This window comes from Granulicella sp. S190 (assembly GCF_009766095.1).
GTDB lineage: Bacteria > Acidobacteriota > Terriglobia > Terriglobales > Acidobacteriaceae > Edaphobacter.
Map to the genome: position 1 here is coordinate 350909 of NZ_LMUD01000023.1, position 25856 is coordinate 376764.

Genomic DNA, 25856 nt, shown 5'->3' on the forward strand with positions numbered 1-25856 from the left:
CGAATAGAGGTAGAAGATGGCGTATGGCTGCGGCAGTTGACCAGTATGCGGCGACAACTCGTCGGAGAGTTGTCTCGGATTTCAGGAGTGGGAGTAAGCGAGATACACTTTGAAAAGAAGAGGAATGAGCGATGAACGCACAGGATGGAGTAACCCTGGACGATGTGCGGCGGGTGGCAGAGTTAGCCCATCTTGAGCTAACGGTCGAGGAGGAGCCAAGGATGCAGCATGACCTGAACGCAATCCTCCGCCATATTGATCAACTGAATGAACTGGATACAGATGGAGTCCCTGCGATGGCACAAGTTGGTGGAATCTTGGGTGACGCTACGCTGAGTTGGGGGGAGCAGCTTCGCCTGGATGCAATACGGCCATCGATTGATCGCGCAGAGGTGATGTCTTCAGCCCCTGAGACTGATGGGCGCTTCTTTAAGGTTCCGAAGGTGATCGAAAGGTGAGTGCAAAAGCTGTGGACTTGGAAAATCTGACCATTGAGGGAGCAAGAGAGGCGATAGTTTCGGGTGAGACTACGGCTACCGAGCTTGCGGAACGGCATTATGATCGGATTGCTACGCAAGATGGCAAGATCAATAGCTATCTGGCGCTAAGTCGAGAGCGGGCGATGACACAGGCCCAAAAGATCGATGAAATGGCCGCCAGAGGAGACGCGCTGCCGATGATGGCCGGGGTGCCAGTGGGCATTAAGGACGTTCTGGTGATGCAGGGCGCTCCGGCCACGGCCGGATCACTCATTCTGAAAGGGTATCGGCCTCCCTATGACGCTACGGTAATTACTAAGTTGGAAGCGGCCGGGGCAGTTTTGCTGGGAAAGCTGAACTGCGATGAATTCGCGATGGGTTCGTCGAATGAAAACTCAGCCTATGGGCCGGTGCGAAATCCAAGGGCGCTCGACCGAGTTCCGGGTGGGTCAAGCGGTGGCTCGGCTGCGGCCGTGGCGGCTGATTTCGCCGTTGCGACGCTCGGAACCGATACCGGTGGGTCGATTCGTCAGCCTGCGGCTTTTTGCGGCGTGGTTGGAGTTCTGCCCACGTACGGAAGAGTTAGCCGGTACGGATTGATTGCTTTTGCGTCCTCGCTAGATCGCGTTGGACCATTAACAAAGTCAGTCAAGGACGCTGCGACGGTACTCCAGGTGATTGCAGGGAAAGATGTTATGGACGCGACTTCGTCCTCCCGGCCAACGGAGAACTATGTGGAGGAATTGAGGAGACCTGTTGATGGCTTGCGGGTTGGCGTGCCGGAAGAGTACTTCGGCGAGGGGCTTGACCCTGAAATTCGGGGCGCAATTGATGGTGCAATTGCTGGTCTAAAGATGGTGGGATGTGTGGCGAAGCCGGTTAGTTTGCCGCACACTAACTATGCAATCCCTACCTATTACGTCATTGCGACGGCTGAGGCATCGTCGAACCTATCCCGGTTCGATGGGGTTAGGTTCGGGTTTAGAGCCGAAGAGGCGAATACGCTCTCCGCGATGTTTCGAAAGACCCGGGATGCAGGCTTTGGGGCCGAGGTAAAGCGGCGGATCCTTCTGGGCACCTACGCGCTTAGCGCGGGTTACTATGACGCCTACTACCGCAAAGCACAGCAGGTTCGGACTTTGCTGACTAGGGATTTTCTGACAGCATTTGCCGATGTGGATGTGCTGGTGGCTCCAGTAACTCCTACCCCGGCGTTCAAGCTCGGAGAGAAGACTGACGATCCAGTGAAGATGTATCTCGAGGATATCTACTCTGTCGCAGCCAGCCTTGCGGGCATCTGTGGGGTGTCAGTTCCCTGCGGTCAGACGAAGGATGGATTGCCCATTGGAGTGCAGGTGATGGGTAAGCACTTCGATGAATCAACAATTTTACGGGTAGCTCAGGCTATTGAGACTATGCAGAAGGCGAAAGAAAGTTCTTACCCTTAAGGCTAGTCACTGGGTGCAGGTAAAGGCAGGCATTCCATCTGTGGTTACTCGAATCCTTCACTTGGGGCACCAGTCTTATTAGCGCCTGAGCGCTCATTTTGACGAGTTCTTACTCGTCGCTGATTGTATGATGGAGGTTAAAAGCTAAGGCTAAGAAGGTTGCGAGGATTAGAGCAGATGCAGTTTGGCAGGTCTTCCCGAGTGTGTAGGTTTGGATATTTACTTTTGATCACAGCGTTCGGGACACTTACGTCATCGGCTCAGTTCGACCAATTCGGCCAGGCTCTTAGCGGACAATCTGGACAACAGCAATCCTGCGATCCAAATGATCCAACGTGCCAATCATCACCGGATCAGAGCAATGTGCAAGTTCGCAATCCTTCGAGCAATCAACAACAACAGACTCTAACTCCTCAGATCATCGGGCCCGGGCAACAAGATACTCTCAACAATCAAAGCAACACTCGGAACCAACAGCAAAACCAGAGTCAAGATTCTCGTCTTCCTCTTCCCTTGGACTCGCCGACAGAGTTTCAACTCTTGGTTGCCAATTCGATTGGCAAGATGCTGCCGATTTATGGAACAAATCTCTTCCGCAATCTGCCGTCCACCTTTGCCCCACTGAACTTTGTCCCGGTGACTCCCGATTATGTGGTCGGGCCAGGAGACGAGCTGCTCATCCAGATTTGGGGGCAAGTGACCCTGAACAGTCGCTTTCTTGTAGATCGATCAGGAAGTATCTTCGTCCCGCAGGTGGGTTCAGTCCATGTAGCCGGAGTGAAATTCGATCAGATGCATGACTTTCTAAAGAGTCAGGTCGGGCGGGTCTTCCGGAACTTCGACCTCAACGTTAATCTAGGCCAATTGAGGTCGATTCAGGTTTTTGTCGTCGGGCAGGCGCGTAGACCTGGCAGCTATACGATCAGCTCCCTGAGCACCTTGACCAACGCGCTGTTTGCAACGGGGGGTCCAACTCCGCAGGGGAGCCTTCGGCATATTCAATTGAAGCGTAAAGGACAGGTTGTCGTTGATTTCGATTTGTATGACCTGTTGAAGCAGGGTGACAAATCGAAGGATGAACAGCTATTACCCGGCGATGTTATCTACATTCCTCCCGTAGGTCCGCAGGTGGCTGTGGCTGGCAGCGTCAATTCGCCGGCGATCTATGAGCTCAAGTCTGCTGGTGGTACGACCGTAGGGGACGTTCTGGAACTGGCAGCAGGTGTGACGAACGTTGCTTCCACACGAAGGGTTCGATTAGAGCGGGTTGACGAACGTCGTATGCGGAGCATGACCGAGATAACCCTTGATGCGCAGGGAAGATCGACTGTGATGCAGGATGGCGATCTGCTGGAGTTGAACGCAGTAGTCAGCCAATACAAGGATGCAGTCACGCTTCGTGGGAATGTGGCCAGTTCGGGTCGTTATACCTGGAAGCCGGGGATGCGAGTCCATGATCTGCTGCCGGATAAAGAGGCACTCATTACTCGAGATTACTGGTTGAAGCGAAGCCAGCTTGGCCAGCCCACGTTGACCTACATTCCTACATGTCTCCCTTTGACTCCTTACGGCATCCCGAATCTGCGTTATGGAATTGCTGTGGGAGAAGAGGGGTCCAACCCCAACTGGCGATACTCCTCCACCAGAAATCCGAACTTGATTGGTCTTGCCTTCGGAAGTGAAGAGGGAAGCAGTTATCGAATGCCTGATGGACAGACGGATAGCGACGCAGATACGTCTACAGATGGCGGTCTTGACTGCGTCAAAATCGCTGAATCACAGACTGCGCTGAGTGGAGCGAATGATCGATACACTCCTTCCTCAGCGGCGAACGCAGCCAATGGAACAAATGGTGCTAACTCTGCCAATAATCAAAATCAAAATTCCGGTGGCAACTCCAGTCTGCCTGGGTCATTGCAAAATGGTTCACAGCAGAACCCTCCGCCATCCAATCGCATAAGTGCAGCCAGTGCGAGCTTGGGGTCCACTGTGGCGAACGCGTCGTCAGGCGAGTTCCGACCGAAGAATAACGTCAAATTGGGTGAGCCAGACATCGACTGGAGCTACGCTGTGATCGAGCGTCAGAGTAAAATAAATCTGACGACGTCTCTGCTTCCATTCAATCTTGGAAAGGTCGTGTTGGAGGGAGATACCTCGCAGGATCTCGAACTGCTCCCCGGCGACGTGGTAACGATTTTTTCGAAGGCTGATATTAGCGTACCCCAGGCGCAGCAGACTAGATTCGTCCGGCTCGAGGGCGAATTCGTTTCGTCCGGTATCTACAGCGTGCTTCCAGGCGAGACCTTGAGACAATTAGTGGAACGCGCCGGTGGATTTACCTCAGAATCGTATCTCTATGGCTCAGAGTTTACCCGTGAATCGACACGGCGTGTGCAACAACAGCGCCTTAATCAATATGTCGATGAGATTGCGCTTCAGGTAAGCACCAACGCCACCAACAACGCCGGTCGAGCGATCAGCGCTTCCGATACTGCTGCTGCAACTGCGGCTCAGGCACAGAATCAGGCTATTATCAGCAGCCTGCGACAGGTCAGGGCCACCGGCCGCGTTGTTCTTGATTTGAAGCCCGACAGTCACGATCTTGCACAGATCCCTGATCTCCCACTTGAGGATGGCGATCGCTTTATCGTGCCGCGAGTTCCTTCGACAGTGAGCGTAGATGGTGCGGTCTACAATCAAAACTCTTTCGTCTACGAGCCTTCACGCCGTCTGGGCGGCTACATAAGGCTGGCGGGTGGATCGAACAGGGATGCAGATAAGAGCAGGGCGTATGTGATCCGCGCCAGCGGCTCCGTAATCAGCAAACAGTACAGCTCCTCTCTGCGTGGAAACAGCTTCGATTCGCTCCATTTGTATCCGGGTGACACCGTCTTCGTTCCTCTGAATCTGACAAAGGGAAATACTATACGGATCATCGTTGACATCGCTCAGATCGTCGGTCAGTTCGGACTCGCTATAGCCGCAGCTAGCGTCGTATTCTAGAAAACAAATTATGTCGGCGGTAAATTTTTTCGTTGTTGTTCCTACCCTGAATGCCGCCAACGATTGGCCTCGCCTGACGTCCCTGCTTGTCGGATCGATAGCTGCGGATCGAGTGCTGATTCTCGATTCCTCTTCGACCGACCAAACAGCGAATCTGGCGGCGGCAGCTGGTTTTCGGGTACATGCAATCCCGAGATCTGAGTTCAATCACGGCGGCACGAGGCAACTGGCAGTAGAGTTATTGCCTGACGCAGAGATTCTTGTGTTCCTGACGCAGGATGTTGGACTGGCTCAATCCGACGCTATCAGTCTGCTACTTCAAGCCTTTGTAGATCCTGCCGTCGCGGCTGCCTTTGGTCGTCAGCTTCCGCGTCGTGAGGGAACTCCAAGCGAAGCGCATGCTCGTGTCTTTAACTACCCTGCACAGTCCAGTGTGCGCACGTTAGCTAGCCGGGAGCAGCTTGGTTTCAAAGCTATCTTTATCTCCAACTCATTCGCAGCTTATCGCCGTGACGCTCTTATGGCTGTTGGTGGATTTCCGGGAGAAGTTATCTTTGGCGAAGACACCATCACTGCCGCAAAACTATTGCTGGCAGGGTGGAAGATCGCCTACGTGGCCGAAGCGAAGGTGTATCACTCTCACAGTTACACGTGGATGCAGGAGTTTCGCCGGTACTTCGATATCGGAGTGCTGCACCATCGTGAAAGTTGGATCCTGCATGAGTTCGGAGGGGCCGGAGGCGAAGGGGGACGCTTTGTCCGGTCCGAGTTGCACGCACTCTGGCCCACACATTGGTGGCTTATCCCTTCAACTTTAGTCCATACGGTGGCAAAACTAGTGGGCTATCGACTCGGCAGAATGGAGAGCCGATTGAGCGTCAGATGGAAGCGCAGGCTAAGTATGAATCGTCAGTTCTGGAGGTGATTTATGGCGGCGTCGTGGAAGTCAGCCTTCTCTTCCTTTTAGTCCCATGTATGGATTGTCAATAATCACACGTCCATGATCTCTTAGAGCTCTGAACCGGGCTGGGTGATCCAGCACGTGTAGCGTATACATTTGGTCGATCCACATGGCGTTCTTGAACAGGCGATTTACTCTCAGAAAGTTATAAGGAGCGATCTTTCGAGAGCCATTGGCGGCGTTGAAATCGCCGATCGCTGCTAATTCACCGCACCATGGGTTATGTTCCGCGCGGGCAATATCATCGAAGTACATAGTCACTCGCGGCAAGTATAGTTCCGGAACTGCAACTAATGACTTTAGGGCGTTGACGGTACTCCAATAATAATCGACGTCGACAGATACGAAACCTATAGGTGAATCACCCGATAGAGTCGACAGATAATCGGGAATTGTATCTGTTATGTCGCCTAAGATAAGCCTTGCATTTGCTGGAAGTTTAGCTCGAAGCTGGGCAGGCTCTTCCATAGGGAACCATCCAGGCTGGTACAGTTCTGGATGATCGCGGTAATCTCGTAAGGGTGGCATGCCGTTGACATTGTCAAAACCCACAATGTTGAAGGAGATTCCTGTCAATTTCGAAATCTTCTGCGCTAGAGCGCAAATGTTGAGAAGGCCGACTCCATTCGCTACGCCGAATTCGATCACTGTTACGCTTTTGTATCCTCCGGCCAAGGCATCGTCTGCTGCGGTTAGAAGGCCAAAAGCATGTTGCTGGCGTATACAGAGATCAAAGAGGATTTTAGTTCGAAGCGATCCGAAAACAGCGACGACCAGTGAAAGCAAATTTAGGTGCAGTGGCTCTGAAAACCGTTCAACTAATAGACGTTTCCAAATATGTGTGCGTTTGAGTCTGCGAAGTAATAGTGCCAACGGTCCTCCGACTCAACTCAATATACAGAAGTGGTTGGGTATTTACTACCTCGAACGATCGGGCAATCGTGGAGAATACGTAGTATTGGGCTCTAACGATCAAATTGAGTTAATGGTGTGCATGCGATAGGCTTCAGTGAGCGCCGAGACTCACTGCCATTAGAAGACATGTGACGATATTCACTCTCTGTCTTATCGAGTACGCCGTAGCTTGCAGTACAAACATGTCAGATCAGGAGCAAGTACATGGATCGCGGTCAGTATGCAGCAATCATTGAAGAGAGACTTCGCAGCGAATTTGTACGCCTTCAGGACGAATTCCGGAAGAATACCGTTCAAAGTTGTGCAATAGACAACCTACTGCCAGAAGAAGAAGTACTCCGTATTTACAAAGCTTTTCCTGAGAAGGAAACGATGATGCTCAAGAAAAGCTTGCGCGAAAATAAATATGTTGCTGCGCAGATGAATAAATATTCAGAAGTTCTCGAGGAAATTGTTTTTGCGTTTCAGGATCCGAGAGTTTTGAAGGTTGTGGAAGAGATAACCAACATTCTCGATATGGTTCCAGACGAACATCTTTACGCAGGTGGAATAAGCCTGATGGCAAAAGGTAACTTTCTAAATCCGCATCTGGACAATTCGCACGACAAAAATCGGCAAATGTATCGAGTACTAAATCTTCTTTACTATGTAACTCCGGACTGGCACGACGAATTCGGTGGGAATTTAGAACTTTGGGATAACGGACCTAAAGAACCACAACGTGTTATTACGGCGAAGTTCAACCGTCTTGCACTCATGGCAACTCACGAAAAATCGTGGCACTCTGTTAGTCAAGTTGTCGTCGACCGTTCACGTTGCTGCGTATCTAACTATTATTTTTCTGCGAAGCCGCTTGAGGATCACGAGTACTTTCACGTCACCTCTTTTCGCGGGCGCCCGGAACAGCCAGTTCGCGATCTCGTTCTGCAGGGCGATATCGCTCTGCGCCAAGCGGTTCGAACGGTCTTCAAGAAAGGTATTGTCGAGAACAAGCACGTCTACAAGAAGGACTAGAAGGCCAAAACAGGTCAACAGGCACCCTTTGTTTATCAGACAAGCTATATCCCATACATCGAAGACTTGCGTTTTAGCGACGCGGAATTAACGGTGCAGATGAATCTCTGGTGTCCAAGTAACTTGTAGCCAGCCACTAGTATTGTGCTGCGAGCCGGCCATGTACGAGGGGATCAGGAATCGCTCGTATTGGGTGAAGATTTGCGCTCGCCAGTTGTGGTTGAACGCATACGAACCGTTAACGAAGCCGTCTGTGATGGTACCGCCACCCGGTAAGAATCCTGTTCCACCCTTGTTCTGGCGGTAGCCCGCCTCTACTCTGGTTCGCGCTGAGAACCAATAGCCCGAGCGAGCTTCGATCGCACGGCCATCACGTCCTACAGCATTGCCGAGCAGGAAACCTTTGTTGGTATTCCCGTCCAAGTATTGGTTATTGATGAAGAAGTGAGTACCTCCGAAGTCCTTGAAAAGCCCCTCTGAACTCACTGCTTCCACGCGCAGATCCATGTGGGGAAGGAATGGGAGTCTTGCAAAGTAAATCCCCGGGCTCCATGCTGCGCGGCGTGGAGCGTCGATCGGGCTCGGATCGTCGTCAGAGTATGCATCCGCATAGAGCGTGACGACACGGCTAAGAAACGGAAGCCGATAACTAAAGTCGAAGTTGCTCTTTCGATCGCCGGGATCTTGTCGATCTCCGTAGCCGCCACTTCCGCCATTTCCCGTCGTGATATCGCCAGTTGAGTTGAAGCTGAAGACGTTGGCTTTGAAGCTGTGAAGCGTAATGGGGTGTCCAACACCCCAGAAAATGGACCAGCGGGTGAAGCTGATCTCAAGGTTGTCGCCGAAGTTGAAGTCGAGCTTCTGCCCGTTGAACCAGGGACGAGCCGGGTAGCTATGCCCGGAGAGCTTTCCCAGCACCACGTCAAAGCGGTAGGTGCCGAGAGAAGGTAGCAGTGGGATCGGGTGGGGGCGAGTCGATACAAAGCGCAGGTTGTAGGTAGGCTCTGCATTGCTGGAGAAGGCAAGTGGCCCAATGGTGGTCGGTCCCCAGTACAGTTCCTGCTTGCCGAAAGAGAGCGCATTCCCCTCAAAGGCCACGCCGCCGTACAGTTCGATAGGGCGCTGACGATTATAGGCTGCTCGTTCAGGTGTCGGTAATATCTGCGGATCTGAATCCGGTGAAATCTGGTCCAGCGCGTTGATCAGCTGATTTGTGGCTTGTGATTCTGCCGGATTCCCGGGTCCATGTTGTAGTTCCTGGCGATCGTAGAAGAAGAGTCTTCCGTAGTTGGCCCGTACTGAGTACCCCGTGATCTCGCTGCCGCCTCGGCCAAGTGGACGACCGAAGTCGTTCCACCAGGTCTGGCCAAAGTGGAAGCTGTCCGCCAGCGCGGGGCCGGCAATCGTCCCATATCGTGTGTAAGCGGATTCAAGGCTCAACGATTCATAGTAGTTCGGTCCTGTTTCGAACTCAGCCTGGAGATCGCGCATGAGCCGGCGAGCCTCCGCCAATAGTTTTGGACTGCTCGCGTCCTCCATATCGGCCAGATCTTCTGCCACTTTCAGCTGGCGCAGGCACTCCTGCCTGGTCCATGGGCGGATCGAGACGCTCTGGCCGGGGATGAAGCCCATCGCGGCTAGTCTTTCGAGCGCAGGGTAGACCCAGCTATCCATGGGCACATTCGTTGACCCGATGGAGTCAGGATCGTCATCTTCGCTGAAGAGTCGTGGCGGATGATGCGCGACGAGCGTTGGTTGAGTGGGTCCGTTCGTCTGCTTTACTTTGCGAGGAGCCCCCAAATCTCCCGGCATGGGTTGGGAGTCGAACGGGTTCAGGCTGAAGTTGTGATGAGCACGATAGATGTAGTGTCCGATCAGCCAACCGGTGGCGCTCCCAATCAGTACATCCGAGGGAAAGTGCTGCTCCGCGAGCACACGGCTGACGCTAACCCCGGTGGCCAGGCCATAGACCGCGGTCCGGGTGATCCAACCGGGGTATTCGTCTCCGATTACAGAAGCCATAGCCCAGGCGGCGGTAGCGTGGGTCGAAGGGAATGACGACTCGGTCGGGTTCGAGTCGAAGAAGTCGCCCTTGGAGTTGTCGATGGCTGGACGATCGCGGCGGGTGACGAGCTTGGCTACACCCGTCACGGCCAGGCTGTCGGCCACAGCCTCTCCCGTCAACAGGCTAGTTTCGTGGGCCTGCGGGGCATAGTTGAACAAGCTCCACAGGTACATGCTTGCCGGCAGCGCACCCAGCCCTGCAACTCCCGCGTCCGATAAGGTATTGAATTTGCTCTGGTCATGCGCGTTGATGTGGATCAACGAGGTCATGGTGTGCTCATCGCTACCTATCAGCAAGCCGGTTGTCGCCCCCAGCGGAGCCAGCCAGATCGCATCACTTGGCTGTAGGTACAACGGGCTGGTCCAGATGACCTTCTGGTCGATCAGTAGACGACGCGGAAGCCCTGACAAGGTTATCTCTTCATCGGCGCTCTTCTTCATCTCGGTCTTTGGCAGAGATCCGACGGCAACCTGCGGTTCAGGAGCCTCTGGAAGCGAAGAAGAGGCGTCCGCCGAGGACTGGCCTGCAGTTGTCGGCAAACGGACATTTTGCGCGAAGCAGGATGGCCCGATTGAAAGCAAAAGGAGTGCTGTGAAGCAGAGAAATCGGCTGGATTTTGGGTCAGTCACGGGCATCGGCAATGTTTCAGGGCTGACCTACTCAGTTAAAGCAACCCCTTGCAGGAGGCTACCATAGCTGGACGTGGCCTGATGGACGGTGACAATATCATGACAACTTTCCATAATGGGCAACGGGTGGCTCTTACCGAAAGCACAGAGGTGAAAACCACCGGACCAGCCAAGCCAACCGAGCCCCAGCAACGCACGTTCTACAGATGGAAAAAGTGATCTGCGCCCAGGACAAGCAGCAGCGTGATGGCAGCGATGGCGATCTCGCCGACCGCTCCGACGACGAAAGGCCGCGCGCCTTGTTTGAAGAGATCCTTCAAGTTGGTGCGCAGGCCAACCCCGGCAAAGGTGAGCAGGAAGGCCCAGCGGCTCAGGTTCCCTAGTGCTGTGAGCTGCGGCTTCGAAAACCCCAGCACCGCCACCTGCGGGTTAGCCGACGATCCAAGGGTAGCCAGCAGCGAGATGAAGAGGAAGCCAAGGACGAACTTGGGAAACTTCTTCCAGAGGAACGCAGCTTTGTTCTCCAGTTGCGCTGATGCGGCGCGACTGGCGAGCCCTTTGCGCGCCCACTGGATCGCATAGGCCAGTACGACGAAGCCGATAAGAGCGTTGCGGCAGGTCTTGGCCAGTACAGCGAACTTGCCGGCCGCATCGGAGTAGAGAGCTCCGGCGGCGGTGGCCTCCGCGGTATTGTCGACAGCCAGACCGGCCCAAAGCCCGTAAGCCCGGTCGCTCATGTGTAGAGCGTGACCTATGAGCGGGAAGGTGAACAAAGAGATCGCTCCGAGTGCAAGGATCGCAGCGATGGCGGTAGAGGAGTCTTCTTCGTCGGCGTCGATTGCGCCCTGGGTGGCGATGATGGCGGAGACTCCGCAGACGCTGGAGCCCACGGCCAGCAGGGTGGTGAGTTGCGGACCCAGTTTGAAGATGCGGCCAAGCCATGTCATAAAGGTCAGCGAGAAGGCGAAGGCCACAAAGACCAGGGCGAGCGAGATGCCGCCCAGCTTCAGGATATCTCCGAGAATGAAGCGCGCGCCGAGTAGGATGATCCCGGCCTTAAGCCAGAACTCGTAGGTGGCTACGCCCGCGCGAAAGATGCGGGGTAGCCCAACGGTATTCGCGATGAGTATGCCGAAGACAATAGCCCAGAGGACATATTCGATGTTAGGCAAAACATAGTGGTGAGCCTTGCCGTAGGTGTTGATGAAGTGCTCGACGAACTTGCCTGCGTAGCCAACGATAGCAAGAAGGGCGATGCCCGGCAGTAGTCCCAGAAGGGAGGAGCGCTCCGCTGGGACGCGGCCAGGCGCGTGCGGAGGATATTCGGTGCGAAGATCGGGAAGATCGACTGAGGCTGCCATAGTTCTCCTTTGTGCAGAATCGTGTGGGCGATATCGATCCTTACCAGACGACAGTTTTGAGCAGCCCGAAGCGGACGATAAGGGCGAGAGCAAGAGACAACACGATGGCCGAGGTGTCGGTAGAAAGAGAGAGGCGGGTGCGAGGGGTAGACATGGAGAGATCTCCTTGAAGGAAACGCGAGGCATACTCTGTGGGGAGTAGCTATAACACTGGATTTCAAAAAGAGGCGTTAGGCGCAGGAGGGAACTAGCTACAACAACAACGGCTCGGCATGAGGTGCAGGATCGCGAGTTGGCGGAAGACCGTCATGTTGCCGTTTAGTGTACAGGATCTCTGAATGGCAGGCAAAGTTTGGAATTGTGACCGACGGTGTGTCAATCATCTGCGGACAAAGGGGGCGGAAGGCGCGAGAGTCTGGCCGAGGCAAACAAAGTAAATCCTCCCATAACGAAGACCGAGACGAAGACGCAGGCAAATAGGATGTGAGAGACCATCCAGCGTCTGCCCGAATGATCGGTAACGACCGCGCCTGCCGTAGATGGAATGAGCAGCAGGACATTCCCAGCAGCCGACAGTCCATAAAAACAGATGGGAAGTATCCAGTTGCTGGAGGCGACAGGTACGGGCTTTCGCTCTTTCATATAGAACGCGAAGAGTTGATAGAAGGTGTAGGTCGTCAAGAGCCATCCCAGAAAATTACTGATCGGCACTCCGAAGTAGGCTCCGCCGTCTCTCCACACCCAGGCGTGGTCTATGTTCGCCCACACCGGATCCATCGAGAGATCCCAGGCGACCATTATGCAGCTGGCAATCAGAGGGAGCAGGAGGACTCGCTTGCCACGTATGGTCTCGTTTGGGCGACCGGTAAGCAACAGGGCGATTACCCACGACAGGTAGCACATGCCTACGTAGGCAAGCGCAAGCAGTACTGGAAGCTGAAAGAGCTTCGGACCCATCACGTCGGTGAAGTAGTAGTGCCCAAAAGGAAAACCTGTACGCAGGCTCAAGCTCTCAAAGAACGTACTGGTGCCGAGACAGAGTGCGAAAAATAGGAGCATGCCGCGCGGTTTGTAAAGTAGGCTGCCGTGCAGAAGGGCAAAGATTGCCGGTGGGACCACGTGCAGGACAACAATGATCAGAGTCGGAACCTGACCTGCGTATAGCTGAAGAATCCGTCCCAGTGCGTAAATAAAGAGCAGCCCGGCCAGTAGATGCCTGGTAACTGCGTCTTCCCTTTTGGTTAGCCCCATGGCGAGATTCTAGACGCAGCAACTAAGTTGCTCCACAAGTCTTTAGAGCAACACGGTGGGGCGGAAAAGTTGTGCGCAACCGCCCCTGTGAACCAGGGTTCAGTGAGATGTAGGTAGGAGGTAGTTATGAAGATCACAAACGTAAAGGCGATGGTTGCAAAGGGTGTAACGGTTGGCTTACTGGCGGGTGCGTTTGTGCTGGCTGCACCGGCGAAGGCACAGGCTCAGCAGTTTGCCGTAGGTGTGCGGGTTGGCTATCCGCAGTATGGTTACGGGTACTACGGCCCGGACTACTATGCTCGTTTGCGATTCGAGCAGGAGCGTCGTCACGCAGAGTGGGTGAGAGCGCATGAGTTTCAGCGCTATCACTACGATCACCGCGGACGCTGGTAGTGATAGCATCACGCTCTAGTTCATAGCATGTCTAACGATGTTCGAAGGCCGGTTGCGGAGAGGTTTCCGCGCCGGCCTCGCCGTGAGTGGTAGCTTTCAATTCGCTGAGAGGCCGATAGTACCGAGACTCAGGGAAGGCGCAACCCTGGCATAGAATCTTATCGTCACGAACGTACTCGCGGTCGTAGTTGATGCCTTCGCCACAGGCTCCGCAGGTGATGCGCGATGACTTGTAGCCGGGCATCTCACGTGGGTGGATCGGCACTGCAACCCACTCTTCATGAAAGAGATCTTCATTGAGCAACTCGCGATAGGCGAGCATTTGCTGCTCGTTCTTGTTCTCAATGTGCGGGAAGAGTTCACGAGCACGTTGTTTGGAAGATTCGAGCGCGGCAATCCGCAGAGCTTTGAAAACAGGAGTATCGCCCTGCGGTGCCAGGGGCGAAGTAAGGTCGACGAAGGTCGCTGCCATCTTGCCCCAGTCGCGAAACTTGATGGCGCGTTTTCCCAGGCGGCAGCCGGTCACTACGCCGACCGCGTCGGTGGCGCAACGGTCGATCTCAATGAAGGTGACCAGGCGCTTACGGTCCTCGCCACGTGGGTCGTCAACGCCCAACCGTTCGCAGCCCAGCATAGCCATGCGAACCCCGAGGATCTGCCCGGCACAAAGGTGGCCATGGGCTAACTCAGCTTCGCGAAGAAGAGCGTCGAAAGACTGCATTCCTTCATGATACTGCTGGCCGTGTTGATGCGTTTTTTCCGTATTGCGTGAGGTTGTGCGGCGGGGGTAGTATTCGAGGCCCGAGGTGCTTTATGAGCGATTTTGCGACGACGATCGGTATGGTTCTCAAGCAGAAGTCCGGACCGGTTGCGGCCATCGCCCCTGACGCCTCTGTCTATCAGGCAGTCGAGATGATGGCGGAGCAACAGGTCGGCGCTCTGTTAGTCATGGAGCAGCAATCGCTCCTCGGCATCATCTCCGAACGAGACTATGCTCGTAAGGTCATCTTGCAGGGGCGCTCCTCGAAGGAGACTCAGGTTGCCGAGATCATGAGCAGCCCGGTGATCTCGGTCTCTCCAAAGCACACTGTAGGCGAGTGCATGCGCATCATTACGAAGAATCGCATCCGCCATCTGCCGGTGATGGAGGGTACTGCGGTCGTTGGCGTGGTGTCCATCGGAGACCTGGTGAACTCAGTAATCAGCGAGCAGGAGAGGACGATTCGTCACCTCGAGGCTTACATCTCGGGTGCGGCTACGATGTAGGCGATGCCTTCGTCAGCACGATCGGAGAGGCCGATTCCAGCTTCTCAAAGGCGTCCGTCGCATCATGAAGTCTCCGGAAGATCCAGGAGTCTCCTATCGCCTCCGTCACGTGGTGACGGTCGAAGTCGGACTTTGTGTTCCAGGGAAGCCGCGCAAATCCGAGCTCAACGCCTGCGTCGGCTAGATTCTTTTTCAACTCCTCAACCACTCGAGCCGCGCTGTAGTCCAGGTTAGTAATTGCCTCCGCGTCTACGATGAGCCAGCGCACGGCTGTAGGCGATGGGCCAATCAGACCGAGAATCTCATCGGAGAATCGGCTGGCATTCGCATAGAACAGAGCAGCTCCAAAGCGGTACAGCACCAGCCCCGGCTCTGTGACCGCACCCGGAGTGGGCGGAATCAGCTTCCATATCGTGCTCTCGTCTGGGATCATGACGCCGGTGCGGGGGTGGTAGCTGTGGTGCACGATTCGCAGCAGAGACAAGACCATTGCTAGAACGATACCCTGCTCAACACCTGCGGTAATCACGACGAGGGTTGTCGTAACGGCAAGAGCAAACTCGGCGGGACTCTCGCGAAGAATATCCCTCAGGCTACGGAGCTTGATCAGTCGGATCGCGACCAGGAAGACCAGCGTGCCGAGAACACACTGCGGAAGATACTGCAGGGGCTTGGTCAAAAAGAGCAGCACCAGCGCTACCACCATCGCGGTAGTGACCTGCGCCACCTGGCTGTTGCTTCCCACGCTTTCGACCATTGCCGTCTGCGTAGGGCTGCCATTTACGACGAAGCTTCCGCTGAAAGCTGCCGCCGCATTAGCGGCAGAGAGGCCGATCAGATCCTGATTCTCGTCCAGCCGCTGATGGTGACGAGCAGCATACACGCGGGAGGTTGCCGCACTCTGGGTGAGAATCATCACCGCGCACGATCCCGCGACGGAGAGAAGCGGTGGAATATCACTCCAGCGAACGTCCGGCATCACCAGGTGCGGCAAACCGCCGGCCACAGGGCCAATGATGGCAACTCCGTGCCCCGCAAAGTTCCAAATCGCGCTAGCAGCAGTGGACAGGATGACGGCCAGCATGGGACCGGGCGCCTTCGGTAGAAGGCTACGCAAGGCAAAGACGAACGCAAGCACTGCAGCCGTCACTGCTAACGTCGGCAGATGCACTCTTGCAAGACTGCGGCACACCTCGACTAATTGAAGAATGGCTCTCCGCGAGGTGACCTGAACGCCGAGCATCTGTCCCAGAACCGCGATTCCAACTTGAAATCCAACGCCAGTCAGAAAGCCAACAAGCACTGTCTGAGAGAGAAAGTCTGCGACAAAGCCCAGCTTAAGCAGTCGCCCGACCAGCAGAAAGGCAGCCGTGAGCAGCGCTACCAGGCCAGCCAGAGCCACGTACCGTGTACTCGCCGACGGAGCCATGCCGGAGAGGCCACTGTGAAGAATGGCAGCAGTTGCCGAGTCAGCAGCGACGACCAGAAACCGCGAGGAGCCAAACACTGCGAAGGCAATCAACGGCAGGAGCAGCGAGTAGAGGCCGGTAACGACGGGCATTCCTGCGATGCGGGTGTACCCCAGGGCCTGCGGGATATTCATCGCAGCAAAGGCAACGCCGGCGATTGCGTCTCGTATCGCACCGACTCGCTTCAACGGCCGAATGCCCTGGAATAGAGTCAGCAAATGGAAAACTCCTGTGCGGAGGGCGGCATAGCTCCGCTCCACACTCGATGATCTAAAACTTAGAGATTGATCCTAAACCAATTACAGATCGCAGAACCTATACCTCCTTACAAAGACGGAGGCTGAAGAATTGGCACTAAGTGACGATCAAAGCTGCGTTACCTCTGTAAGAGGTATCGCGAAGGCTAAGACGTGCTGTCTGTCGGCTCAGTAAGGGCGACCATCTGCTTAGTGACCTTCGCAGTGCATCTGCCGCAGGCCGGACAGCTTCGGCCCTTGCGATGCAGCACAGCCGAGACGAGGAAGACCTTACCGCATGAGGTGCATTGGACAGCTGCGTTGTCCCCGTACCAATCTTCAAACTGTCCCAGGGCGGCCTTGTCGAGATAACGCATTGCAGAACTCCTATCCTCCCTAGTATGAGCGCATCGAGCTCTCGTTCCTACTGTTCCTCTGGGTTATCGCCCTCCTCCAGCAGGGAAACACTGCCGACTACGTCGTAGGTGGCGGCTTCACCGCCCGTTGGCTTAAGGGTGACCCGCATGGGCAGCCGCTGCCACTGGGCAGGCTGGCAGACGGGGATGAAGTGGTCGGTCTCCGGCCACTTCCCGATCTGTTTCTGAACCACGGCACGGCGCGCCCCGAGTTGAGCGACTACCGCAAAGAGGCCGCCTTTGGCCGTGGTGGCGATGCCGCAGTACGCTGCATAATCGCGGTACCAAACCACATCCGAGACTGTCGAGTCGAAGTCGGGCAAGTGCAACGCTGTAACGTGCCCCGTGACGCGATCCACCGAAAGCCACGGGCCAGGCTGCCAGATCCAATGCGGCGCAGCATCACTGGGCAGCGCGTCGTTAAGCCGAAGCGCCCGCCGGACAGTAAACGTGCGGTCGGTGACGTCGTGGATCTCGCCGGTCGTCCACTCCTTCTGGCGGTCGTCCACAAAAAGCGGACGCACCTTCAGGCTGCTGGTCTCATCTACTTTGGTCTCGGGAGTGGCGTCAGGCTGCGTATAGGGCACTTTGCGGTAGGGGCCGAGCGTAACCGTATGAACCTTCGGGGCAGCCGCCAGAAGAGCGCGCGTGAGATGAATTGGAGCGAAAGTAAGGAAAAAGACGCTAGGCAGAAGACGAATGAGGGATAGCTTGGGACGGGCCGTACGGGGAGTCAAGCTCAAGGGATAGGGCTCTCCAGAAAGGATTTTCAATTCTAGCCATGCTATCTGACGCACAGCGTTTTCCATGCGATACGGCGCATCAGGCTCATAACACCTCAATGGGTGGAATAAAAGGGAGAAAATCCAGAAGAAACTTCGGAGGATACGGAAAGATTGTAAGAGGTAACGGAAAAGGTACAAATGCTGTGGAATAGATTGTGAATACAGGGCAATCCGTGGGCCTTCGCAGAGTAGTATCGTGGAAAGTATGCGTGCTGCCGTCGTGGTAGCGCGTGCGACAGACCGCGGCGGATCATTTGAAGCAGTACGAAAGGATACAAACGAAAATGTGGAAACCGAATCAGACTGGAAGCAACACTCCCTCGACTCCTGAACCGGTGCGTCCGTCGACTCCAGCGACGAACTTCGAGGCGAGCCCCACCCGGCCCGCGACCGTCGGCGCCGGCAATGCAGCGGCGGCTGTGCCAAGCGGCGAGCAGGCCACCATTGGCAAGTCCCTTATCGTCAAGGGTGAGCTGACAGGATCTGAGTCTCTGTATATTGACGGTAAAGTCGAAGGTGCAATCAATCTTCCCGGCAACCGTGTCACCGTGGGCCGCAACGGTCAGGTCGCAGCGAACATTGTGGCGCGTGAGATCGTCGTGCTGGGTAAGGTTCGCGGCAACTGCCAGGCGAGCGATCGTGTCGATATCCGCAGCGAAGGCTCACTCACCGGCGATGTGATCGCGGCGCGTATCTCGATTGAAGATGGTGCCTTCTTTAAGGGCGGCATCGACATTCGCAAGCCAGGCGGAACCGATCTGAAGGGTGGCACCGCTACCCACGCATCGACCGAGCCGGTTGCTGTCGAAGCATAGCTCCTCTTCAACTCCGTTCCTTCATGAGCAAAACGGTCCCGGCAACTCGCGGGACCGTTCTGTTTTATCGCGACGTAGCGAAGGGAAGATTGCGAAATACAGTAAAGAGAGTGGCTAGAACCAACGCAGAGTAGATCGCTGCGGGCGGCACTCTGGGCCAGCACAATTGGCTGCGCCTCAAAAAGCTTTGATAGACGCATAAACCATAGACCATCGCAATCGGGAACAGGATTGTGAGGAGTGCGTTGTGGTGCATGGCTTCGATTATTTGTCCGTGTAGCAATGCCGCAAGCGCACGTGTGGCGCCACATCCTGGACACAGCAGATGAAGCGAACTATAGATGGGACAGCGCGGATAGAAGGCGCTCTGCTCTGGCGGAAATCGCAGCAGGATGGCGGCGGCGATAGCAAAGTGAGCCAACGGCGCTGCCCCGCGTAAGATACTGGCAACGCCGTTGCGACTCACCCGAATCATCGAGGAATGTTCTGATAGCGCAGAGTTTGTTTCATCTGATTCATCTCGTTGAGCTTGTACTGAAAGTAGATTCCGCCGAAGAAAAACGTCATGACCGGACTCAGTCGAAGTCCCAGGGGTTCCGCGCTGTTGAAGTGCCTTTCAAGCGTGTCGCGCAGCGTAAAGCGGGCGATCAGGCGGACAACCCACGACGCAATTCCAATTAGACTGCTCAGGATGCTCTGGTGATGATGTTGGTGGTGACTCATCGCGAAGATCGCTCCCCATGATCCTCCGAAGTTGAGCACGATCAACACGGTCGCAATGATGTAAAACATCAGTGCCTTGCTGGCTGGCTGCACGCGGTTAGCCCAGGAGGCGATCACCAGGTTCCAGACCATCACAAAAAGCGAACAGGTCAGGAAGCCCAGAAGCAGCTCGAGACCCCACTGCAGATTGGGTGGGTCAGGGTACGCCGTTCCCGAGGTCTGTGGATACGCGAGCGGCGCAGCAGCGTAGACCGGAGTTGCAGCAGCAGGAGTCTCGCCAAGAATCTGGCTGACGGGAAGCCACTCCGACATCTCGTCGCTCTTCGCCATATCGGTTCGCAGAACGTTTCCTGAGGCCACATAGCGTTGAAGATCTTCAAGCGTATACGGTCCATACATCTGCCCGTTACGTAAAACCTGGTAGGTCATGCAAAGCTCCTAAAGGTGAACGAGGGACTGCAGCGAATCTACAGCCTCGATCAAATCACGGACTGGCGGTTCTACACAATCAGATTCGGTGGCGAACTCCCAGCTCTGCCACTTCTGCTCCTAAGTTGGATTCTGTATGAGAGTCTTACAGTGTGCAACGAGCTACTTTGGTCGTCAACTCGTCGGCTGGCAGACGGAGGGATCTGCCGACGATGGTCTGCGCCCTGGTGCAGAGCCTGGAGCAGAGCGGCGTGCAGGCGAGCGCGGTGTTGACGACGGCACCGGGGGAGGCTCAATCGATTGCAGCCCAGGCCGTCGCCGATGGGTCTGACGCGGTCTTTGCCTGCGGGGGAGACGGTACGATACACGAGGTCATGCAAAGCCTCGTCGGCACAGAGACTGCCTTGGGCATCGTGCCGCTCGGTACCGCAAACACCTTGGCGCGCAACCTGAAGCTGTCACTCGACCCAGTCACCGCACTCCAACAGCAACTAAGTTTTCAGCCTCATCCAATCTCTGTTGGAGAGGCACGATATGTGGCCGGTGACCTTGAAGTCACAAAGCGTTTCATCGTCATGGCGGGGGCTGGCCCTGATGGCGCGCTCGTTTATAGGCTGCTAGCGGGTAAAAGTTCGAAGCTCGGTCGAAGCATCTACTATGCGCATTCGCTGAGACTGTTTCTGACCCAGCGCTTTCCAGCCTTCCGCGTGGAGTATCGAAGGAGCGGATCGAGCGAATGGGTGGAGCAACGCACCGTCGGCGTGATGTGCTCGCGTGTCTCAAACCTCGGCGGCGTCTTCAACCGTCTGGTAAGCGGGACACACACAAGCGAGAGCGAACTTCTCCTGGTCTTTGTAAAGCCACCTGCGGCGATCGCTCTACCCGCATGGTTCGCCCTTAGTCGTGCCGCTTTGAACGAACGCAATCCCTGGCTGGAAACGGTGCGGGTCTCCGAGTTTCGCTGTAGTCCCTTGGAGCCGAATCATCGTATCCATGCAGAACTCGATGGCGAGTGGATCGGACGACTCCCCATATCGGTTCGTCTATCGCCACAGGCAGTTTCGCTGCTCATGCCGGCAAGTAAGCTGTAAGGAAAACCTGTCAGTCACGCAACAAAGCCTGCTTTCTCACTCTGCGCGAACACATCACCCGAAGCTACAAACTTCTGTTATCTGCGCTGTCTATCTGTATATCCTTAGCGGCTCGGCTCAGCAGAATACGAAGATCGGTAACCTTATCGAAGTAAAATGCCGGATTTGTAGCGGGAGCTGTAACGGCAATAAAATCTGCACGGCTCACGTTATCCAGAAAAAAGCTGGGGCGCGGATCAGGCTGCATGGGCCTTATCTCGACATGGCTCATCTCCAGATTGCGAAGATGTCGAAGATAAAATCCCTGCGCAGGCATGGGGCCGAACATCCCAGGATCGGGATACTTTTCTACAAACTCTGGCGGCCGTATGACGAGCGCCTCCTGGGAGGCTCCGCCCGTGTGCTCCTGGTAGATGTTCGAGAGCTTGATGTCCTGAATGGCATGATCGGGAACGCCACTGAGAATAGAGCACAGCCTCGAGTTCGCATTCGAGCTGACCACGTTGTTGATCAGGATGCGCTGCATCTTGCCTACCTGAGTGCTCTCTTTAGGGCCGCGAAGCCGGGCACCCAGGCGAAGAAAAAAAGGTGCAGTAAAGATATCCCGCATCGTAATGTTGCTGATCGTGATGTCTTCACACAGCGCACCGTCTTCGCTCTCGAGCGCGAGTCCCTCGCAACCGTCAAACACGCAGTTCGAGATAGTGATGTTCTTGAACCCTCCATTGGACTCCGTTCCGCACTTGATCCGGCCGGTACGCGGAACGCGAGCCTCAGGGGCGAACTTCTTGAACGTGCCGTCAAGCACAGTTCCTAACTCATAGTTGCCCGTGACGTAGCAGTTCGTAATCGTTACATCTTCGGTCGTCCTGCTGTAGCCCAGGGCATAGCTGCTCTTCGGACATATTCCGTCATCCCAGGGCGAATTCACTGTGCAGTTGGAGACACGCGCATTCCTGCAGCAGTCGAGATCCATGCCATCGCGGTCGGTATCAATCTTGAGATTGTCGATCGTCAGGTTATCGACGCCGGTAAGCAACAGTCCGAAGTGCCCTCCTTTGAGAATGGAAAAGTCTCGGAAGATGACATTCCGGCAGTTCTTCAGCGCGATCGCTTTATTACCCACGCCCGGTTGTTCGGCTACGAAAACCGGGTAGTTTCCCCGCGCCTCTCGTCTGCCCCCGAAGCTGAGCCCCTTACCGTTAATAAGTCCTGGTCCGGTAATACTGACATCGTTGAGCGACTCACCCCAGATCAGCGAGTTATGCCAGTGATTGTGGCCGTAATCCTGATACGCATCCCAGGCCGTGTTAGGCTCCGCGGCATCGTAGGTGCCTCCGTTGTATCCGGTCGAAGCGCCGGGAAGGGGAGAGTCTGCCGCGAGGATCGTCGCACCCTGGCCAAGATAAAGCGCCACATGACTCTTCAACCGAATCGAAAAGCAGAGCCAGCTCCCCGCAGGAAAGAGAACAGTGCCACCGCCCGCTGCCGCCGCCGCTTCAATCGCTCTATTGACCGCTGGCGTATCCACGGTCTTGCCGTCTCCAACCGCGCCATAAGTGCGTATATCGAAGATCGCTGGAGTGCCGCCAGGGTTGTGATTTGCAGCGTAAGCGGCAGGATGCGTGGTAACCGCGGTTGCCGCCAATCCCATGCCTCCAAGCCGAAGCAGATCGCGACGAGCAGAGTTAAAAGAGTCCATTGTGGGATGATCGTAGCAGACCGACCCGGGCATGGAAAGCTGGCTTCAACCGGAAGCTATCAACTCTAAAACTCGTCATTGCCTGTCGGACGAAAACGATAGCCTATCCATGGCTCCGTGACGATATAGGCAGGCTCATCCGTCAGTTCGATCTTCTTCCGTAGCTGGCCGATATTGACCCGTAGATACTCTGGCTGATCCGCATTGGTCCCCCATACCGCGTGCAGCAGCGCCCGATGGGTGAGCACCTGTCCAGGATGTTGCGCGAGGCACACAAGAAGGTCAAACTGCTTCGGCGTCAGATGCGTGTCCTGGCCGCGAACCACGACCCGATGCTGTGGGATGTCGATATAGAAATCTCCAGCTGAAAGGATCTGCGGTGCCTCTGCCTCGCTGGCAGAGCTGCGGCGTAGTTGGGCGCGGACGCGAGCCTGCAGCTCCTGGATGCTGAATGGCTTGGTGACGTAGTCATCCGCGCCGGCATCCAACGCCTCAATCTTCATGGCCTCTTGGTTGCGGACCGACAGAACTATGATCGGAACCTCGGATACGGCACGAATCTCGCGGCAAAGCTCAACCCCATTCATCTCTGGCATGGCAACATCCGTAATCACGAGATCCGGCTTCCACTCATGCACCGCTTCCATTCCCTCCACTCCGTTCGCCGCCACGCGCAGGGAGTAGCCTTGCGTAGAAAGAGCCGTGCGAAGGACACGTGTGATCTGGGGTTCGTCATCAACGATGAGAATCTTTACATGCTGTTGATCCTGCAGGTTCTGCTTCATTCGCGCTCCGGGTGTTGCGTAACAATGTGAACGTCTACGTTGGGTGATTCCTTCAAAAAATGTTGAATCGCCCAATAATAAAGATACTTTCGAAAGCCGTGGACCGCCGTGCGTCCAAAGACGATATGCGTAATGCGTTTCTCGCGTACGAAACTGGCCGCTGCATGTGCGACACTCTTGCCCTTGATCGTAAAAACCTGCGCATCAAGATTTTGCGCAAACTGAATGTTGGACGCAAGCGTGCTTTTTTCCTCGTCAGGCAGATCTTCATCAGTGTCAACATGGACAACGAAGAGCTCGCCGCCTACACCCTCCGCCACACGCGCTCCACGGGCGATCAACATCTGAGACGAGCTGTTAGAGCTGATGCAGACAGCCACTCGCTCTCGCACCGCCCAATGAGCCTCAATGCGTTTCGCGTCCATGTAAGCAGTCAATGTGCGATCAACTGCTTTGGTCACGTGCTGCAACGCAAGTTCGCGCAGCGCAATCAGGTTGCCGCGACGGAAAAAATTAGCCAGGGCCTTCTCCGCGCGCGCTATCCCATAGATATCTCCACGCCGCATCCTGGTCTGCAGCGCCTCTGGCGTTAGATCGGCCATCACGATCTCGTCTGCGCGCTGCACCAGCCAGTCGGGTACGGTCTCGCGGATGACCACCCCGGTGACACTCTGCACGGTAGGAGCAACGCTCTCAATATGCTGCACGTTCATCGTGGCGAGCACGTCAATATTGGCAGCCAGCACCTCCAGCACATCCTCATAACGTTTGCGATGTTTGCTGCCTTCGATATTGCTGTGGGCCAGCTCGTCAATCAGAACAATCTGCGGCTTTCTAGTCAGGATGCCATCAAGGTCCATCTCCTCAAAGACGACGCCCTTGTACTCAATCCTTCTACGCGGAACCACCTCAAGTTGTTCAGCCAGCTCAGCCGTGCGCGGCCGGCCATGCGTCTCGACCACCCCAACCACGATGTCCTCGCCACGTTGATGACGACGGATCGCCTCGCTCAGCATGTTGTAGGTTTTGCCTACACCAGGCGCGTAGCCTAAAAAAAGCTTGAAGGTTCCCTGTGTCTTCTCGGGCGCAACCTTCTCCAGCCATTCTTCCGGGCTCTTGAGCGAAGGATTCGAGGTGTCGCGAGTGCCCATAAGGATAAGATAAAGCAGTGCAGCGAAAGCTTACACGCAGTATCGTCCGCTACAGTATCTCCACAGCGAGCGCAGCTGTCATTGTAGCTGCCTACTTTCGCTGGCTACATGTCAACGAGACCACCGTCGCCCTGACGTTCCTTGTCGGCATCCTGCTTGTCGCCGCAAACTGGGGCCTGCGGCACTCCATCTACCTGTCCATTCTGTCAGCAGCTGCTTTCAACTTCTTCTTCCTGCCCCCTGTCCTCACCTTCACCGTCGGCGACGGACGCAACTGGGTAGCTCTTCTTGCCTTTCTGGTCACCGGCATCGTCGCAAGCCAGCTGGCGGAGCGGGCTCGCCGCGAAGCGAAGATCTCTCGCCGTCGTCAGCGCGAGGCGGAACGCCTCTACGAATTTAGCCAGCAGATGCTGGTCACCGGTAACGTAATCGACCTCCTCAACGTTCTGCCGCAGATGATCGCGGCCACCTTCAACCTCGCAGGAGCGGCCGTCTATCTCCGCGAGAAAGATCGCATCTATCGCTCCAGTCCAAACTACATGGACGTAACGGCAGCCGAGCTGCGTGACGCAGCGTTTACCCGAGACCATCGCCATGACGAAGAACGCGGCGTTACCCTGGTCCCCATCCTTCTTGGAACCCGTCCCATCGGAGCCGTCGGCATCACCGGGAACGGAACCTCGCCCGAGGCGCTCGATGCCGTCTGCGGTCTGGCAGCTATCGCTATCGAGCGCGCAGGAGCCGTAGAAAATCTCACCCGTGTACAGGCCTCACGCGAAAGCGAACGTCTCCGCAATGCTCTGCTCGACTCCGTAGCGCATGAACTGCGAACTCCGCTGACCTCGATCACCGCAGCCATCACGACTCTCCGAAGCGATCCATTACTCGACGCAGAGCAGAGCGGAGAGATGATGCAGGTGATCGAAGAGGAGGCCGCGCGACTGGATCGCCTCGTCGGCCAGGCCATGGAGATGGCGGAGCTCGACGCGAACGATATCAAGCTCGATCTGCAGCTGCACGCCATGCGCGAGGCCGTCGATCTCGCTCTCGACGAAGTACAAGGACCGCTCAAAACTCATCCCGTAGAGCTTCGCCTCCCCGACACGCTCCCTCCCGTTCATATGGACCTCGAGCGCATCGCCAAGGTCTTACAGCACCTCTTGGAAAACGCCGCGAAGTACTCCGCGGAGGGAAGTCCAATCTTCATCAGCGCCGAGGTCTCTCGCGGGCAGCTCGTAACCAGCGTCGCCGACCGCGGCGCTGGCGTCGACGACCTGGAAAAGATGATGATCTTCGATAAGTTCTACCGCGGCCAGGGCCAGCGTTACCGCGTGCAGGGAACAGGCATGGGGCTGGCCATCGCAAAAGCAATCGCCGAAGCCCACGGAGGTTCTATCGACGTCACCAGCCAGCCGTCACAGGGTTCTGTCTTTTCGTTTTACCTGCCGCTCAATCTCTCAGGCCGCTAG

The 25856-nt window shown here is 55.7% G+C and carries 23 protein-coding genes; 10 read left to right on the forward strand and 13 right to left on the reverse strand.

Features of this window, described 5'->3' with window-relative positions; translation table 11 throughout:
* Window positions 1-131: 131 nt before the first annotated feature.
* The 4 genes from gatC (at window position 132) to GSQ94_RS14925 (ending at window position 5855) form a co-directional block, all read left to right on the forward strand.
* Window positions 132-458 carry an Asp-tRNA(Asn)/Glu-tRNA(Gln) amidotransferase subunit GatC gene (gene gatC / locus GSQ94_RS14910; RefSeq protein ID WP_158944643.1) on the forward strand — a complete coding sequence of 109 codons (327 nt, stop codon included), beginning with the start codon at window positions 132-134 and terminating at the stop codon, window positions 456-458.
* Between the two features lie 11 nt (window positions 459-469).
* A complete protein-coding gene (gatA, locus tag GSQ94_RS14915; protein WP_158944805.1) occupies window positions 470-1927 on the forward strand; it encodes an Asp-tRNA(Asn)/Glu-tRNA(Gln) amidotransferase subunit GatA in 1458 nt (485 codons plus the stop codon).
* A gap of 564 nt (window positions 1928-2491) precedes the next feature.
* Complete coding sequence (locus GSQ94_RS14920; protein WP_158944644.1) at window positions 2492-4930, forward strand: SLBB domain-containing protein; 2439 nt, start codon at window positions 2492-2494, stop codon at window positions 4928-4930.
* 10 nt (window positions 4931-4940) lie between these two features.
* Window positions 4941-5855, forward strand: coding sequence for a glycosyltransferase family 2 protein (locus GSQ94_RS14925; protein WP_158944645.1), 915 nt, complete (start codon window positions 4941-4943; stop codon window positions 5853-5855).
* A 21-nt stretch (window positions 5856-5876) separates the two neighbouring features.
* Here the strand turns inward: GSQ94_RS14925 and GSQ94_RS14930 are convergent, their stop codons facing one another.
* Window positions 5877-6764 (reverse strand): hypothetical protein, encoded by an 888-nt coding sequence (locus tag GSQ94_RS14930; RefSeq protein WP_158944646.1) that lies wholly within the window; start codon window positions 6762-6764, stop codon window positions 5877-5879.
* Between the two features lie 246 nt (window positions 6765-7010).
* Between GSQ94_RS14930 and GSQ94_RS14935 the strand changes: the two genes are divergently transcribed.
* Entirely contained in the window at window positions 7011-7820 is an 810-nt protein-coding gene (locus GSQ94_RS14935; RefSeq protein WP_158944647.1) for a 2OG-Fe(II) oxygenase, read from the forward strand.
* A gap of 87 nt (window positions 7821-7907) precedes the next feature.
* Here GSQ94_RS14935 and GSQ94_RS14940 read toward each other — a convergent pair whose 3' ends face one another.
* The 3 genes from GSQ94_RS14940 to GSQ94_RS14950 form a co-directional block, all read right to left on the reverse strand.
* Entirely contained in the window at window positions 7908-10424 is a 2517-nt protein-coding gene (locus GSQ94_RS14940) for a capsule assembly Wzi family protein (RefSeq protein ID WP_158944648.1), read from the reverse strand.
* Between the two features lie 290 nt (window positions 10425-10714).
* Window positions 10715-11875, reverse strand: a complete 1161-nt coding sequence (locus tag GSQ94_RS14945) for a YeiH family protein (protein WP_158944649.1) — start codon at window positions 11873-11875, stop codon at window positions 10715-10717.
* Between the two features lie 375 nt (window positions 11876-12250).
* The gene (locus tag GSQ94_RS14950; protein WP_158944650.1) at window positions 12251-13126 is read right to left on the reverse strand and encodes a carotenoid biosynthesis protein; all 876 of its coding nucleotides are present in this window, start codon (window positions 13124-13126) and stop codon (window positions 12251-12253) included.
* 126 nt (window positions 13127-13252) lie between these two features.
* Between GSQ94_RS14950 and GSQ94_RS14955 the strand changes: the two genes are divergently transcribed.
* Entirely contained in the window at window positions 13253-13519 is a 267-nt protein-coding gene (locus GSQ94_RS14955) for a hypothetical protein (protein ID WP_158944651.1), read from the forward strand.
* A 31-nt stretch (window positions 13520-13550) separates the two neighbouring features.
* Here the strand turns inward: GSQ94_RS14955 and GSQ94_RS14960 are convergent, their stop codons facing one another.
* Complete coding sequence (locus GSQ94_RS14960; RefSeq protein ID WP_158944652.1) at window positions 13551-14240, reverse strand: FmdE family protein; 690 nt, start codon at window positions 14238-14240, stop codon at window positions 13551-13553.
* A 92-nt stretch (window positions 14241-14332) separates the two neighbouring features.
* Here GSQ94_RS14960 and GSQ94_RS14965 point away from each other — a divergent pair, with 92 nt between their 5' ends.
* A complete protein-coding gene (locus GSQ94_RS14965; protein WP_158944653.1) occupies window positions 14333-14785 on the forward strand; it encodes a CBS domain-containing protein in 453 nt (150 codons plus the stop codon).
* Here the strand turns inward: GSQ94_RS14965 and GSQ94_RS14970 are convergent.
* The 3 genes from GSQ94_RS14970 to GSQ94_RS14980 all read right to left on the reverse strand — a co-directional run bounded on the left by GSQ94_RS14970 (window position 14775) and on the right by GSQ94_RS14980 (window position 17649).
* Window positions 14775-16472 carry a SulP family inorganic anion transporter gene (locus GSQ94_RS14970; protein ID WP_158944654.1) on the reverse strand — a complete coding sequence of 566 codons (1698 nt, stop codon included), beginning with the start codon at window positions 16470-16472 and terminating at the stop codon, window positions 14775-14777. The two genes, GSQ94_RS14965 and GSQ94_RS14970, sit on opposite strands and share 11 nt — an antisense overlap.
* Before the next feature lie 185 nt (window positions 16473-16657).
* Window positions 16658-16867 carry a hypothetical protein gene (locus GSQ94_RS14975; protein ID WP_158944655.1) on the reverse strand — a complete coding sequence of 70 codons (210 nt, stop codon included), beginning with the start codon at window positions 16865-16867 and terminating at the stop codon, window positions 16658-16660.
* A 47-nt stretch (window positions 16868-16914) separates the two neighbouring features.
* The gene (locus GSQ94_RS14980; protein WP_254063889.1) at window positions 16915-17649 is read right to left on the reverse strand and encodes a hypothetical protein; all 735 of its coding nucleotides are present in this window, start codon (window positions 17647-17649) and stop codon (window positions 16915-16917) included.
* A 326-nt stretch (window positions 17650-17975) separates the two neighbouring features.
* Between GSQ94_RS14980 and GSQ94_RS14985 the strand changes: the two genes are divergently transcribed.
* Entirely contained in the window at window positions 17976-18506 is a 531-nt protein-coding gene (locus tag GSQ94_RS14985; protein WP_158944656.1) for a polymer-forming cytoskeletal protein, read from the forward strand.
* Between the two features lie 64 nt (window positions 18507-18570).
* Here the strand turns inward: GSQ94_RS14985 and GSQ94_RS14990 are convergent, their stop codons facing one another.
* Window positions 18571-18981: a DUF2752 domain-containing protein gene (locus GSQ94_RS14990; protein WP_158944657.1), complete on the reverse strand. Its 411-nt coding sequence runs from the start codon at window positions 18979-18981 to the stop codon at window positions 18571-18573.
* On the reverse strand, window positions 18978-19658 hold the full coding sequence (locus GSQ94_RS14995) for a DUF4339 domain-containing protein (protein ID WP_158944658.1): 681 nt from the start codon (window positions 19656-19658) through the stop codon (window positions 18978-18980). The genes GSQ94_RS14990 and GSQ94_RS14995 overlap by 4 nt, the downstream gene beginning before the upstream one ends.
* A 152-nt stretch (window positions 19659-19810) precedes the next feature.
* Here GSQ94_RS14995 and GSQ94_RS15000 point away from each other — a divergent pair, with 152 nt between their 5' ends.
* Complete coding sequence (locus GSQ94_RS15000) at window positions 19811-20749, forward strand: diacylglycerol kinase family protein (protein WP_158944659.1); 939 nt, start codon at window positions 19811-19813, stop codon at window positions 20747-20749.
* Window positions 20750-20813: 64 nt separating this feature from the next.
* On the opposite strand, the gene GSQ94_RS15005 is transcribed toward GSQ94_RS15000, so the two are convergent.
* The 3 genes from GSQ94_RS15005 to GSQ94_RS15015 all read right to left on the reverse strand — a co-directional run bounded on the left by GSQ94_RS15005 (window position 20814) and on the right by GSQ94_RS15015 (window position 24387).
* Window positions 20814-22451 carry a glycoside hydrolase family 28 protein gene (locus tag GSQ94_RS15005; protein ID WP_158944660.1) on the reverse strand — a complete coding sequence of 546 codons (1638 nt, stop codon included), beginning with the start codon at window positions 22449-22451 and terminating at the stop codon, window positions 20814-20816.
* Between the two features lie 65 nt (window positions 22452-22516).
* The gene (locus GSQ94_RS15010; RefSeq protein ID WP_158944661.1) at window positions 22517-23236 is read right to left on the reverse strand and encodes a response regulator transcription factor; all 720 of its coding nucleotides are present in this window, start codon (window positions 23234-23236) and stop codon (window positions 22517-22519) included.
* On the reverse strand, window positions 23233-24387 hold the full coding sequence (locus GSQ94_RS15015; RefSeq protein WP_158944662.1) for a histidine kinase: 1155 nt from the start codon (window positions 24385-24387) through the stop codon (window positions 23233-23235). Before GSQ94_RS15015 ends, GSQ94_RS15010 begins: the two co-directional genes overlap by 4 nt.
* Before the next feature lie 17 nt (window positions 24388-24404).
* Between GSQ94_RS15015 and GSQ94_RS15020 the strand changes: the two genes are divergently transcribed.
* Window positions 24405-25856, forward strand: coding sequence for a DUF4118 domain-containing protein (locus tag GSQ94_RS15020; protein WP_158944663.1), 1452 nt, complete (start codon window positions 24405-24407; stop codon window positions 25854-25856).